This is a genomic window from Ralstonia sp. VS2407 (assembly GCF_052950655.1).
The window spans coordinates 310,549-324,097 of sequence record NZ_JBRFVG010000005.1; the positions used below are offsets into that span (position 1 = coordinate 310,549).

General features: G+C 65.4%; 11 protein-coding genes. 1 reads left to right on the forward strand and 10 read right to left on the reverse strand.

Annotation, left to right across the window (positions count from 1 at the left end; translation table 11 throughout):
- Window positions 1–194: 194 nt before the first annotated feature.
- The 5 genes from ACU8YE_RS11430 to ACU8YE_RS11450 all read right to left on the reverse strand — a co-directional run bounded on the left by ACU8YE_RS11430 (window position 195) and on the right by ACU8YE_RS11450 (window position 5,094).
- Window positions 195–1,175 (reverse strand): DMT family transporter, encoded by a 981-nt coding sequence (locus ACU8YE_RS11430; protein WP_446928734.1) that lies wholly within the window; start codon window positions 1,173–1,175, stop codon window positions 195–197.
- Window positions 1,176–1,279: 104 nt separating this feature from the next.
- Window positions 1,280–2,002 (reverse strand): helix-turn-helix domain-containing protein, encoded by a 723-nt coding sequence (locus tag ACU8YE_RS11435; protein WP_446928735.1) that lies wholly within the window; start codon window positions 2,000–2,002, stop codon window positions 1,280–1,282.
- Window positions 2,003–2,165: 163 nt separating this feature from the next.
- On the reverse strand, window positions 2,166–2,522 hold the full coding sequence (locus ACU8YE_RS11440) for a DUF427 domain-containing protein (RefSeq protein ID WP_440076554.1): 357 nt from the start codon (window positions 2,520–2,522) through the stop codon (window positions 2,166–2,168).
- Between the two features lie 87 nt (window positions 2,523–2,609).
- Window positions 2,610–3,812: an ammonium transporter gene (locus ACU8YE_RS11445; RefSeq protein WP_232041699.1), complete on the reverse strand. Its 1,203-nt coding sequence runs from the start codon at window positions 3,810–3,812 to the stop codon at window positions 2,610–2,612.
- A 256-nt stretch (window positions 3,813–4,068) separates the two neighbouring features.
- The gene (locus tag ACU8YE_RS11450) at window positions 4,069–5,094 is read right to left on the reverse strand and encodes a hypothetical protein (protein ID WP_316881390.1); all 1,026 of its coding nucleotides are present in this window, start codon (window positions 5,092–5,094) and stop codon (window positions 4,069–4,071) included.
- Window positions 5,095–5,440: 346 nt separating this feature from the next.
- Between ACU8YE_RS11450 and icmF the strand changes: the two genes are divergently transcribed.
- Window positions 5,441–8,728, forward strand: a complete 3,288-nt coding sequence (icmF, locus tag ACU8YE_RS11455; protein ID WP_446928736.1) for a fused isobutyryl-CoA mutase/GTPase IcmF — start codon at window positions 5,441–5,443, stop codon at window positions 8,726–8,728.
- 582 nt (window positions 8,729–9,310) lie between these two features.
- On the opposite strand, the gene ACU8YE_RS11460 is transcribed toward icmF, so the two are convergent.
- Genes ACU8YE_RS11460 through ACU8YE_RS11480 form a run of 5 tightly spaced genes read right to left on the reverse strand, consistent with a single transcriptional unit; the run spans window position 9,311 to window position 13,461 of the window.
- Window positions 9,311–10,018, reverse strand: coding sequence for a YoaK family protein (locus ACU8YE_RS11460; RefSeq protein WP_446928737.1), 708 nt, complete (start codon window positions 10,016–10,018; stop codon window positions 9,311–9,313).
- Window positions 10,008–11,846, reverse strand: coding sequence for an amidohydrolase (locus tag ACU8YE_RS11465; protein WP_316868148.1), 1,839 nt, complete (start codon window positions 11,844–11,846; stop codon window positions 10,008–10,010). The genes ACU8YE_RS11460 and ACU8YE_RS11465 overlap by 11 nt, the downstream gene beginning before the upstream one ends.
- Window positions 11,847–11,850: 4 nt before the next feature.
- Window positions 11,851–12,270: a DoxX family protein gene (locus ACU8YE_RS11470; protein ID WP_316868149.1), complete on the reverse strand. Its 420-nt coding sequence runs from the start codon at window positions 12,268–12,270 to the stop codon at window positions 11,851–11,853.
- A 4-nt stretch (window positions 12,271–12,274) separates the two neighbouring features.
- Window positions 12,275–12,583 carry a XapX domain-containing protein gene (locus ACU8YE_RS11475; protein ID WP_232041705.1) on the reverse strand — a complete coding sequence of 103 codons (309 nt, stop codon included), beginning with the start codon at window positions 12,581–12,583 and terminating at the stop codon, window positions 12,275–12,277.
- A gap of 56 nt (window positions 12,584–12,639) precedes the next feature.
- Entirely contained in the window at window positions 12,640–13,461 is an 822-nt protein-coding gene (locus tag ACU8YE_RS11480; RefSeq protein ID WP_316868151.1) for an alpha/beta fold hydrolase, read from the reverse strand.
- Window positions 13,462–13,549: the final 88 nt, after the last annotated feature.

Below are 13,549 nucleotides of genomic sequence, written 5' to 3' on the forward strand. Positions count from 1 at the left end.
AAGGAGCCTTGTCTGAGCGCAGCGAGTTTGGCTCCTTCCCCTCCCCGCAACACAAATCCAAGGGGAAGTCGCCATCTCGGGCGCGCCTTTCTTTTGCTTACTTTTCTTTGGCAAGACAAAGAAAAGTGAGTCGGTCCCGGCAGGGAACGAAAAGGGGGTGGACCACCACGTCCAAAACAGCCCAAACAAAAAACCTAACTGTGCCTCCGCGCCGCCAACCCCACCCCACTCACCAACAAAACCGCCGCAGCCACCTCCAACCCATGCGGCAACCGAGCCTCATAAACAAATCCATACAACAACGCAAACACCGTCTCAAACACAATCAACTGCCCCGACAGTGTCAACGGCAACTTGCGGCTGGCCGCATTCCACAGGCTGTTGCCCAACACAGACGCCCCCAGCGCCACGCCCATATTCACCAGCCAGAACATCCCCCACGCCGATGCGGGCTGCGCAGACGCCGTGGCCATGCCGGGCAGCAAAAACGCCGGCACGGCCAGTGCAAGTGACAGCGCCCCGGTCGCGACGCCCGTCAACAGCGACCACTCCCGGCTCGTGAACTGCGGCCGCGCACGCAGGTACCGCGCATTGCACACCGCGTACACCGTCCAGCACGCCAGCGCGCCCGCTGCCATCAAGAGCCCGATGAAATAGGTTCTGCCGCCGGCATCCGAATGCACATCGGGCGCATCCAGGTAAATGCACACCACGCCCGCAACCGCCATCAGCAACGGCAAGGCCAGCTGACGCAACGGCAAGCTGCCGCGTTCGGCCGAGCCCGCGAGCGTGACCGTCACCGGCAACAACCCGACGATGAGCGAGACCGGCGCTACGCCCGCGCGCTGCACGCCCCCCGCCACGCACAGGTAGTAGAGAATGTTGCCCGGCAGCGATGACAGCAGCAGCGCCGCCCAGTCGCGCCGAGTCGTCTTGCGCCATAGCGTGCGCCACACCGGCAGCGCCAACGCGAGCGAGAGCACGCCGTACAGCACATACCGCGCGGCCGACAGCGCCAGCGGGGAAAACTGCGGCAGCATCTTCGGCGCGACGAAGATGATGCCCCACAGCGCGCCGGCCGCAACGCCGTAGCCGATGCCCGTGAGGTGGTCGCGCCGCGCGTCGTGCTGACCGTGATGAAGCTGCGTTGCAGTGGAGGTGTCGCCAACAGCCATGGAACGTCTGCCCGAAAAGATCAATCGAACCGGCACTTTGCGCGTGCGCGCGCCGCGCGTCTTGGTGAAGACGGCTGCGCTTTGGCAAAAAAGGAAATGGCGGGCTAGCGCCGCACCGCTGCGGGCGTGATGCCGTGGGCCGCCTTGAGGTGGCGCGTGAGGGCGCTTTGGTCGTAGTAGCCAGTGCGCGCGGCAATCTCGGCGATCGGCAGGGTGCTGGTTTCCAGCAGCGTCAATGCATGCCGCAGCCGCACCTGCGCTAAATGCGCATGCAGCGTGGTGCCGTAAGCGGCGCGGAACAGCGTGGCGAGGCGACGCGCGCTCACGCCTGCCTCTGCGGCCAGCGCATCGACGGTGAGCGGCTCGGCGTAGCGGTGCTCGATGGCGTGCCATGCGCGCTCGGCACGCGCATCGGGGCGTGCGCGGATCTGCGTGGATTGATTGGCCGGATGCGCGGCCAGCGTCGCCAGCGCGAGCGACGACCACGCATTGGCCAGCACGGCATCGACGATAGGCGCGTCCTGCAGCCACGTCGTCAGCGCGCGCAGGCCGGGCGTAAGCGGAAAGAACACGCGATCGGCCAAGCCGCCCAGGCTGGGGGCGTCCACGGTTTGGCCGGGGATGTCGAAGACGATGAAGCGATTGGCGCCGGTGGCTTCAAACGCATGCGTGGCGCCCGCCGGGATGAGCGCGGCGTGGTGCGTGTCGACGCGGCCGCCGCGGCCGTCGACGTCCATCTCGAGGATGCCGCGTGCGGGCATCACGACCTGCATGAAGTCGTGCGAGTGCGGGGGCGCGGCCAGGCCGTAAGTGCGGAAGTCCAACATGGTGCCGCCGAGAATAGCACCGGCATCCGCCCAAAAAAATACCCGGCCACAGATCGTCTGCGCCGGGTCTCGGAACTTTCACGGAAAGAGTATCCGTGAGAAGAGGAACAGCCGCATCGTGCGCTGTCTGCATGACAGCGGCATGTCAGCTGCGCCTGCGCCCTCATTCCTCCTGGATCGTCACCTTGTTCGGATAGAACGCCAGATAGCCCGCCACTTCACGCGCGACGGGCTTGGGTTGTTCGTACGTCCAGACGGCGTTTTCAGCGCGCACGTCGCCAGCCACGATCGTGTAGTACGACGCATCGCCTTTGTACGGGCAATGGGTGTGATGCTGCGTGCGCTCCAGCAGGTTCATCTGCACATCGTCGCGCGGGATGTACTGCACGGGCGGGTACGACGCCTCGCGCAGCGTGCGCGCCAAATGCGTGCTGGCGATGGTGAAGCCGTTGAGGGTCACCGTCACGCGGCGCGGGTTCGACTCGACGGTGATGGGGTGATTCGGATCGATTTCGGGCATGCGGCACTCCTGCAGTTGGGCGAGGGAAGACGCTTTCACTGTAGCAAGCGCCGCGCGCGCCTTCCCGCCTCCCGCCACATCCCAGGCTTACCAGTGCGTTTCCGATTCCGGCGTGGACGAGACGCGATGGATCGCCAGGTCGGCACCCATGAATTCGGCCTCGCGGTCCAATCGCAGCCCCACGACTTTGCGCAGGGTGCCGTACACCACCGTGCCGCCGATCAGCGCAATCACAATGCCGCCCGCCGTGCCCGCCACCTGCGCCCAGAACGACACGCCGCCCAGCCCGCCCAGCGCCTTCAGGCCGAAGATGCCGGCCGCGATGCCGCCCCATGCGCCACACAGACCATGCAGCGGCCACACGCCGAGCACGTCGTCGATGCGCCAGACGTTCTGCACGCGCGTGAACATCCAGACAAACAGCACGCCCGCAATGCCGCCAACAGCCAGCGCGCCCAGCGGGTGCATCACATCGGAGCCGGCGCACACGGCCACCAGGCCGGCCAGCGGCCCGTTGTACGAGAAGCCCGGATCGTTCTTGCCCATCCACCACGCGGTGAGCGTGCCGCCCACCATGGCCATCAGCGAGTTGATGGCGACCAGGCCGCTCATCTTGTCCAGCGTCTGGGCGCTCATCACGTTGAAGCCGAACCAGCCCACCGCCAGCACCCAGGCACCGGCGGCCAGGAACGGGATGTTTGACGGCGGATGCGCGGCGATGCGGCCGTCGTCCTTGTAGCGGCCGTGGCGGGCGCCGAGCAGCAGCACCGCCGGCAGCGCGATCCAGCCGCCCACGGCATGCACGACCACCGAACCGGCAAAGTCGTGGAACTCCGCGCCCGTCACGCTCTGCAGCCAGTGCTGGATGCCGAAGCGCTCGTTCCAGGCGATGCCTTCAAAGAACGGGTAGACGAAGCCCACCAGCACGAAGGTCGCCGCCAGTTGGGGCTCAAAGCGCGAGCGCTCGGCAATCCCGCCCGAGATGATGGCCGGGATGGCCGCCGCGAAGGTCAGCAGGAAGAAGAACTTCACCAGTTCGTAGCCGTTCTGCTGGGCCAGCACGTCGGCGCCGGTAAAGAAGTTGACGCCGTACGCGACCGAATAGCCGATGAAGAAGTACGCGATGGTCGACACGGCAAAGTCGACCAGGATTTTGACCAGTGCATTGACCTGGTTCTTCTTACGGACAGTGCCCAGCTCAAGGAACGCGAAGCCGGCATGCATGGCCAGCACCATGATCGCGCCCAGCAGAATGAAGAGCGCGTCGCCCCCGGTTTTGATGGAGTTCATTGCGGTTGTCGTGCGGGTTGAGGGTCAGCGCCATCCGGGTGCAGTGCATGCCCACAAATGACGCAAAAGGCGCCGACTGATGCAATTCTTGTTCCAACGGTGTGCAAAAAGGTGACATGGCGCACCACGGCCGTGCGCGCGAGGTGGGGGTCGGGCTGCGCGTTGAGATTAGCCCGAAATCGGTGCGCGATTGCCTTGAATTGGTGCGGGCGGTGTGGCAAATGCGCCGTCGTGGTGCGTTCTGCCGTGGGGAGGGTTACGGCTTGGCGCCGGCGACGCTAAAGGATGCCGCTACGGCATTCCACAGCGGCTCGTACCGCAAGCGCACGGTGCTGGCCTGTTCGGGCGATGTGGCGGGAGACTGCATGTGCAGCATCAGCAGCGCGCCGTCGGTCGGCACCATGAAGACGCGGCCGACCAGCGTATTGCCCGTGGCGCGCGGGATATGCGGGCCGGGTGATTCGCCGATGTAGCTGGCCCACACGCCTGGGCGCCCGCCGAACGATTGCGTGCCCCACCCGAGCAGCTTGCACGGGCCGGCCACGGCTTGCTTGACGGCGTCGCGCATCCAGCGCGGTTCGCGGTTGTCCGGCACGGCTTCAAGATCGCCCTCGGTGGGGCGCACGATCATTTCAAGGCGCGACAGCCCCGAGCCGCCCTGATTGGCCCACGCGCCGATCGCCACCCGCGCGGGGTCGGGCTTGCGCGGCGCTGTCGGGGGCACGCGCTCCCAGGAAAACGGCAGCCTGAGGCTCAGGCTCGCGCCGCGCGCATTCGGCCAGTCAGACAACGTTACGGCTTGGGTGAAGCGGCTGCTCAACTCATCGGCGGGGCGGTCGTCGTAGACCACCGCCAACAGCGTCTGCAGCGTGGCGCGGTCTTGGCTGCCCTGTGCGCGCTCAACAACGCGTCCGGCCAGGGCGTGGGCGGTCTGGGCCGTCTGGGTGGCAACGCCCACGCTCGGTTGGTGAATGTCCAGCGCACGCTCGATCAGCAGCTGGCGCTCGTCGTCGGATAGCGGAATGCCGGCGATCAGGCGGCGCGTGCGGGCCAGCGCCTGCGGGAACGCGTTGTCGAACTGCGTACGGGCGCGGATCAGCTCTTCACGCTGACCGGGAAAGCGCTGGATGGCGCGGTCCAGCGCCTGCGATTGCACGGTCAGGAAACCAAGCACGCTGATCAGCCCCGGGATGGCGCCGGGCGTGTAGTCCCACGCCAGGGCGTGACCGGACCACGCCAGCAAGGCGGTCAGACACCAGCGCATCGTTGCGCGGCTTGGCATTGGAAGTTCCCCCTGTGGCCGGACCCGTTTCCGACCAAAATCCGACTCTAACGATTTGTGTCGATTGTGTGCAAGCTGGGTGTTGCACCAAGATTGGACCGCTCCAGCCGCCCGCAATTTGCGCAAAACGGTCCGGATGCCGGCGTGCTGATTTAAGGGGATGGCGCGCAGGCCATCATCAAGCCCCGGGGGCGCAGAAGAGCAGAAAGGTCCTCGCCCGTGCCCCCGGTTGACGTGTGCGTCAACCCCGAAAATACTGTCTGTTCGACCCGCCGACCGGCACGCTTCGCCTTGTGCGTCGTACAACACATCCAACGCCGGCGCCCCACTTATCGAAGGTGGAGACATGACCGATCTTTCCGCTGCCCGCGCGGCCGATCCCACGCCTGCCAGCGAAGCTGCGCCGGTGCGCAACAAGGTGCGCTTCGTGACGGCTGCGTCGTTGTTCGATGGGCATGACGCGTCGATCAACATCATGCGGCGCATCCTGCAGTCGATGGGCTGCGAGGTGATCCACCTCGGGCACAACCGCTCGGTGGATGAGGTGGTCAATGCCGCGCTGCAGGAAGACGTGCAGGGCATTGCCGTATCCAGCTACCAGGGCGGCCACGTCGAATACTTCAAGTACATGATCGACGCGCTGCGCGCACGCGGCGGCCAGCACATCCAGGTGTTCGGCGGCGGTGGCGGGGTGATCGTGCCGGCGGAGATCCGCGAGCTGCAGGACTACGGCGTCGCGCGCATCTACAGCCCAGAAGACGGCCAGCGCATGGGTCTGGCCGGCATGATTGCCGACATGGTGCAGCGCTGCGATATCGATCTCTCCGTCTACGCGCCGGCTACGCTGGAGCCCGTTGCCAACGGCGATCGCCGCGCTCTGGCGCAACTGATCACCGCGCTGGAATCGGGCCGCGTCGATCCGGCGTTGCGCGAGGCCGTCCACGCGGCTGCGATGGCCGCGCCGACGCCTGTGCTTGGCATCACGGGCACGGGCGGTGCGGGCAAGTCGTCGCTCACCGACGAGCTGATCCGCCGCTTCCGGCTCGACCAGCAGGACGCGCTGCGCATTGCGGTCATCTCGATCGATCCGTCGCGGCGCAAGTCGGGCGGCGCCTTGCTGGGCGATCGCATTCGCATGAACGCGATCAACCATCCGAACATCTTCGTGCGCTCGCTGGCCACGCGCGAGGCGAGCCGTGAGATTTCCGACGCGCTGCCCGACGTGATTGCCGCTTGCCGCGCGGCCGGGTTCGATTTCATCATTGTCGAGACCTCCGGCATCGGGCAGGGCGACGCAGCCATCGTGCCGCATGTCGATCTGTCGCTGTATGTGATGACGCCCGAGTTTGGCGCCGCCAGCCAGTTGGAGAAGATCGACATGCTGGACTTTGCCGATCTGGTGGCGATCAACAAGTTCGACCGCAAGGGCGCGCAGGATGCATGGCGCGACGTCGCCAAGCAGGTGCAGCGCAACCGCGAGCAATGGCACGCCCGGCCTGAAGACATGCCGGTGTTCGGCACGCAGGCCTCGCATTTCAATGACGACGGCGTGACGGCGCTGTATCACGCGCTGGCCGATCGGCTGACCGAGCGCGGCATGGCGCTGGCCGAACGCACGTTGCCGCGTCCAGCCGGCAAATGCTCCACCAGCCACGATGCCATCGTGCCGCCCGCGCGCGTGCGCTACCTGGCGGAGCTGGCCGATACGGTGCGCGGCTACCACCGCCGAGTTGATGCGCAAAGCCGCCTCGCGCGGGAACGTCAGCAATTGCAGGCCAGCCACCGCATGCTGGAGCAGGCCGGTGCCACGGTGCAGACGCTGTCCGCGCTCGACAAGCAGGCGGCCGAGCGCGACGCACAACTCGGCGCTGCCGAGCGCAAGCTGCTCGCCATGTGGCCCGACCTGCGCCGTGCGTATTCCGGCGACGAATACGTCGTGAAGATTCGCGACAAGGAAATCCGCACGCAGCTCACGCACACCACGCTTTCGGGCACCACGATCCGCAAGGTCGTACTGCCGCCGTATGAAGATGACGGCGAAGTGCTGCGCTGGCTGATGCGCGAAAACGTGCCGGGCAGCTTCCCGTACACCGCCGGTGTGTTCGCCTTCAAGCGCGAGAACGAAGACCCGACGCGCATGTTCGCGGGCGAGGGCGATGCCTTCCGCACCAACCGGCGCTTCAAGCTCGTCTCCGAAGGCATGGACGCCAAGCGGCTTTCCACAGCGTTTGACTCCGTCACGCTCTACGGAGAAGACCCGGCGCTGCGTCCAGACATTTACGGCAAGGTCGGCAACTCTGGCGTCTCCATCGCCACGCTCGACGACATGGAAGTGCTGTACGACGGCTTTGACCTGACCAGCCCTGCCACGTCGGTTTCCATGACGATCAACGGGCCTGCGCCGACGATCCTGGCGATGTTCATGAACACCGCCATCGACCAGAACCTGGCCCGGTTCCGCGCCGACAACGGGCGAGAGCCGACGCAAGACGAAGAGGCGAAGATCCGCGCGTGGGTGCTGCAGAACGTGCGCGGCACGGTGCAGGCCGACATCCTCAAGGAAGACCAGGGGCAGAACACCTGCATCTTCTCGACCGAGTTTTCGCTCAAGGTGATGGGCGATATCCAGGAATATTTCGTGCACCACCAGGTGCGCAATTTCTATTCGGTGTCGATCTCGGGTTACCACATTGCCGAGGCGGGCGCGAACCCGATCTCGCAGCTCGCCTTCACGCTCGCCAACGGTTTCACGTATGTGGAGGCGTACCTCGCGCGCGGCATGCATATCGATGACTTTGCGCCGAACCTGTCGTTCTTCTTCTCCAATGGCATGGACCCGGAGTACAGCGTGCTCGGCCGCGTCGCGCGTCGCATCTGGGCGGTGACGCTGCGAGACAAGTACGGCGCAAACGAGCGCAGCCAGAAGCTCAAGTACCACGTGCAAACATCAGGCCGGTCATTGCACGCGCAGGAAATCGCCTTCAACGACATTCGCACGACGCTGCAGGCGCTGATCGCCATCTACGACAACTGCAACAGCCTGCACACGAATGCATACGACGAGGCCATCACCACACCGACGGCCGAGTCGGTGCGGCGCGCGCTGGCCATCCAGCTCATCATCAACCGCGAGTGGGGCCTGGCCAAGTGCGAGAACCCGAACCAGGGCAGCTTCATCATCGATGAGCTGACGGACCTCGTGGAAGAAGCGGTGCTGCAGGAGTTCGAACGCATTGCCGAGCGCGGCGGCGTGCTGGGTGCCATGGAAACCGGCTATCAGCGCGGCAAGATCCAGGAGGAGTCGATGCTGTATGAGCAGCGCAAGCACGATGGCTCGCTGCCGATCATCGGTGTGAATACGTTCCGCAATCCCGACGCCGAGAGCGTAGTGCCGCCGCACATAGAACTGGCGCGTTCCAGCGAGGAGGAGAAGCAGAGCCAACTCGCGCGGCTGCAGGATTTTCACGCGCGGCATGCGGGGGAAGCTCCGGCCATGCTGCAGCGCCTGCAGCGGGCGGTGATTGAAGATCAGAACGTGTTTGCGGTGCTGATGGACGCGGTGCAGGTCTGCTCGCTCGGGCAGATTACGCATGCGTTGTTTGAGGTGGGGGGGGAGTATCGGCGGAATATGTAGGGGTTCTTTTTTGGTTGTTTTTGCCTTGGTGGTGCATCCCTTGTTTCATCCCCTGCCGGGGCTGACTCACTTTCTTTGGTCTTGCCCAAAGAAAGTAAGCAAAGAAATGCGCGCCCGAGATGGCGAAAGATTCCTTCAATTTTCGTAACCGTGCGGAGGCGGGGAAAACTCGCTGCGCTCAAACAGTTCCCCGCCCGCTTACAAAAATTGAAGGCGCCATCAAGGGCAGGAAAGTCAAAGGACAAAACCCAAACCACGGGGGCGCCAGCCCCAACGACAAAGGCCCACTCGCGATGGGTTGGCCTTTTCTTTTGACGTTGAGCCCTTGATGGCGCCTTGAATTTTTGTGAGCGGGCGGATCAAGGAAGGAGGCTGTCTGAGCGCAGCGAGTTTGCCTCCTTCCCCGCACGGTCACACAAATTCAAGGGGATGTCGCCATCTCGGGCGCGCCTTTCTTTTGCTTACTTTTCTTTGGCAAGACAAAGAAAAGTGAGTCGTGCCCGGCAGGGTACGAAACAGGGATGGACCACCCGCCGTTCCGCCAGTAACAAGACATCATCCACCACTATCCAGAAACAAAACCTACCGCTGCATCACAGCCAGTGCCACCAAGATGCCCACCGGCGGCAACACGCACCAGAACGACAGCGTCGCAAACGCCAGCGCGCCCAACACCGCCCCGATGGCAAAGCCGGCAAGCGGCGGCACCATCTTGCGCAACCGCGTGCGCGCAACATCCTTCTGCGTACCGCCGGGCGACAGCAGCTCCACCACGTCGATCACGATCTGCGTGGTGTTGCCCGTCATGATCGTCGTGGGGGCTTGTTCCGACAGCACGATGCGCGCCTTGGCGTTCTGCACGCCCATCGCCGCGACGCCGATTAGCCCGACAACGATGGTGGCCGGCGCATCGGCCGATTGAATCGGCAGCGCCAGCAGCCCCGCCGCCATGAAGGCCAGCAGCAGAACGGCCTGCGCAAGTAGCAGCGGCCGCAGTGGCGCCACGCCGCGCCGCGTGAGCGCCGTCACGGCAAGTTTGGTCGCCGCCACGGCCACCACGAACATCGGCAGCGCCAGCAGCTTGGCGAGCACGCCTTGGCCGGAGCCCGCCAGCTCCAGGCCGATCATCACGAAGTTGCCCGTAACGTGCGCGGTGAACAGTCCAAACAACGCTGCAAAGCCGACCACATCCACATAGCCCGCGACGAACGCCAGCAGCGTTCCCTGGGCGATCAGGAAACGCGCTGACGCCGGTGTGGCCGTTGCAGACGACGGCGCTTCAGAAGGCAAAGCACGAACACCCGAAGGCGCCCCAGAAGCCGCGGAAGTCGGTGGTCGGCACATTGGCCGTGCGCGCTTTCTGGTGGGCGTGGCCGTGCACCGAACACGAACCGACGCACTGATGCACCTGCTGCTGCATGGGCGCAGCCGGCCGCCAGTGCCCCGGCACGCGCGCCACGGGCGACCACTCCGGCAGTACCGGAATCGGCGGCGGGCCGAATTCGGCAAACTCCGCTGCGCCGTAGACGATGCGGCCGCCCACCACCGTCAGCACCGATTCGATGGTCTTGATATCGGCCTCGGGCACGCTGAAGAAATCCGCCGACAACGCTGCCAGATCGGCGAGTTGCCCGACCTTGATCTGCCCCTTGTTGCCCTGGTCTGCGGAGAACCACGCGCTGCCGTGTGTGTACAGTTCGAGCGCCACTTCGCGCGGCAGCCCTTCCGGATACAGCGCCATGCCGCCCACGGTACGACCGCTCGCCAGCCAGTACAGCGACGTCCACGGGTTGTAGCTCGACACGCGCGTGGCATCGGTGCCGGCGCCCACCGGCACGCCTTCGGCCAGCATGCGCTTGATGGGTGGCGTCTGCTCGGCAGCGGCCGCGCCGTAGCGGTCGACAAAGTATTCGCCCTGGAAGGCCATGCGGTCCTGGATGGCGATGCCGCCGCCGAGTGCGCGCACGCGCTCGATGTTCTTCGGCGAAATGGTCTCGGCATGGTCGAAGAACCACGGCAGGCCGTTGAAGGGAATGTCGCGGTTCACGCGCTCGAACACGTCGAGCATGCGCGAGATCGATTCGTCGTAGGTGGCGTGCAGCCGGAAAGGCCAGCGCTGCGCGACGAGGTGGCGCACCACGGTTTCCAGCTCCTGCTCCATCGTCTCGGGCAGGTCGGGGCGCGGTTGCAGGAAGTCTTCGAAGTCGGCCGCGGAGAAGACCAGCATTTCGCCCGCGCCGTTGTGGCGGAAGAAATCATCGCCTTGGCGGTATTGCACGCTGCCGGTCCAGTTCTTGAAGTCGGCCAGCTCCTCTTTCGGCTTCTGCGTGAAGAGGTTGTAGGCGATGCGGATGGTGAGCTGGTTCTGCGCCGACAGCTCGCGGATGACTTCGTAGTCTTCCGGGTAGTTTTGGAAGCCGCCGCCTGCATCGATGGCGCTTGTCACGCCCAGGCGGTTCAGCTCGCGCATGAACTGACGCGTGGAGTTGACCTGGTATTCCGGCGGCAGCTTCGGCCCCTTGGCGAGCGTCGCGTAGAGGATCATCGCGTTGGGTTTGGCGATCAACATGCCGGTGGGCTCGCCGGAGGCGTCGCGCTGGATCTCGCCGCCCGGCGGGTTCGGCGTGTCCTTGGTGTAGCCGACCTGGCGCAGCGCCGCGCGGTTGAGCAGCGCGCGGTCGTACAAATGCAGCACGAACACGGGCGTATCGGGCGCGGCCTGGTTCAGCTCTTCGAGGGTGGGCATGCGGCGCTCGGCAAACTGGAATTCCGTCCAGCCGCCCACCACGCGCACCCATTGCGGCGATGGCGTGCGCGCGGCCTGCTCCTTGAGCATGCGCATCGCGTCGGCCAGGGAGGGCACGCCTTCCCAGCGCAGCTCCAGGTTGTAGTTCAGCCCGCCCCGGATCAGGTGCAGGTGCGAATCGTTCAGGCCGGGAATGACGGTGCGCCCGCGCAGGTCGATGACCTGGGTGGAGGCGCCGCGCTGGGCCATCACGGTGGCATCGTCGCCCACGGCAACGAAGCGGCCGTCACGCACGGCAACGGCGCTGGCGGAGGGGCGTTCGCGGTCGACCGTGTGGATGCGGCCGTTGTGCAGGATGAGGTCGGCGGTCATTGCGTCAGTATTTGGGAAAGATCGAAAAGCGTCCGGGCCCGGCAATCAGGACGGTGGTGAAGATGATCAGCAGCATCCATCCGAACTGTCCATCGGCAAGCGACCAGTCAGGATGCACTACCAGCATGGCCACCAGCAACGTGGCGATGATGGGCAGGCACGCCAGGCGCGTGAGCACGCCAAGCGCAATCAGCAGCGGACACAGCGTTTCTGACAGGATGGCGAGCAGCAGCGTGGGCGCGGCGCCCATGTGGAACGGGTCTTCAATGCGCGTGAGTTCCTGGCTGTAGTGCAGCACCTTGGGCAGCCCATGCACGGTAATCAGCAGGGCGCTGCCGGTCAGGCGCAGGAACAGCAGGCCAACATGCAGGGCGGTATCGGCAGGGGCCGCAGCGTGCGAGGGGTCGAGCGACAGGCGTGTCATGGCGTCAGCTTGGATTGCGCGGCTTGGTGCTGCCGGGCTCACCGCTGGCAGCAAGGTTTGTCGGCGGTGCCTCGGGTGCCGCCTGGGCCGGCGCGCCCGTGATCTTCGGCACGCACTCGTGGCGGAACCACGCCATGGTGATCGGCTCGCCGGCCAGCAGGCGCTGCGCGGCCGGCACGATCTGTTCGCCGATCAGCATGCCCAACAGCCCGACCAGTGCGATCGCCGGTGGCGCCGGTGAGCGGACGTGCAACAACGCATAGATGACGCCGACCAGCATGCCGACGCCGATGGAGATGAGATAGGGCTTCACGAGGAGGGCTCCAGGATGCCAAGGGCGGCGCGCGCAAACGGCGCCGCCCGTGCCGATCAGGTGCTGAGGAAGGCCAGCAGGTCCGCGTTGACCTTGTCCGCCTCGGTCACGCACATGCCGTGCGGGCCGCCCGGATAGACCTTCAGCGTCCCGTTCTTCACCAGCTCCACGCCCAGCCTGGCCGAATTGTCGATCGGCACGATCTGGTCGTCGTCGCCATGCAGAAACAGCACCGGCACGTCGATCTTCTTCAGGTCTTCGGTGTAGTCGACTTCGGAGAATTCCTTGATGCACAGGTACTGGCCGTGAATGCCGCCGGTCATGCCCTGCGCCCAGAAAGCATCGATGGTGCCCTGCGAGACCTTCGCACCCGGCCGGTTGAAGCCGAAGAACGGCGTGGCGAGATCGCGGTAGAACTGCGAGCGGTTCTCCGCCACACCCTTGCGGATGCCGTCGAACACGTCCATCGGCAAGCCCTTCGGGTTGGCGGCCGTCTTGAGCATGATGGGCGGCACCGCGCCGATCAGCACGGCGCGGGCGACGCGCTTGGTGCCATGGCGGCCGATGTAGTGCGCGACTTCGCCGCCGCCGGTGGAATGGCCGACCAGCGTGGCGCCCTGGATGTCGAGTGCATCGAGCAGCGCTGCGAGGTCGTCGGCATAGGTGTCCATGTCGTTGCCCTGCGACGGCTGGTCGGAACGGCCATGGCCGCGCCGGTCATGCGCGATGACACGAAAGCCCTTTTGCACGAGGAACAGCATCTGCGCGTCCCACGCGTCGGCATTGAGCGGCCAGCCGTGCGAGAAGACGACGGGCTTGCCGCTGCCCCAGTCCTTGTAAAAGATGCGCGTACCGTCTTGGGTGGTAATCGTTTGCATGGGAATGAGAGAGAGGGTGGTGGCTGGTTGAATGGACGACGGGGCGACGCATGCGGTTGCACATGCGTCGCCCGGCCGGAGCAGCGTC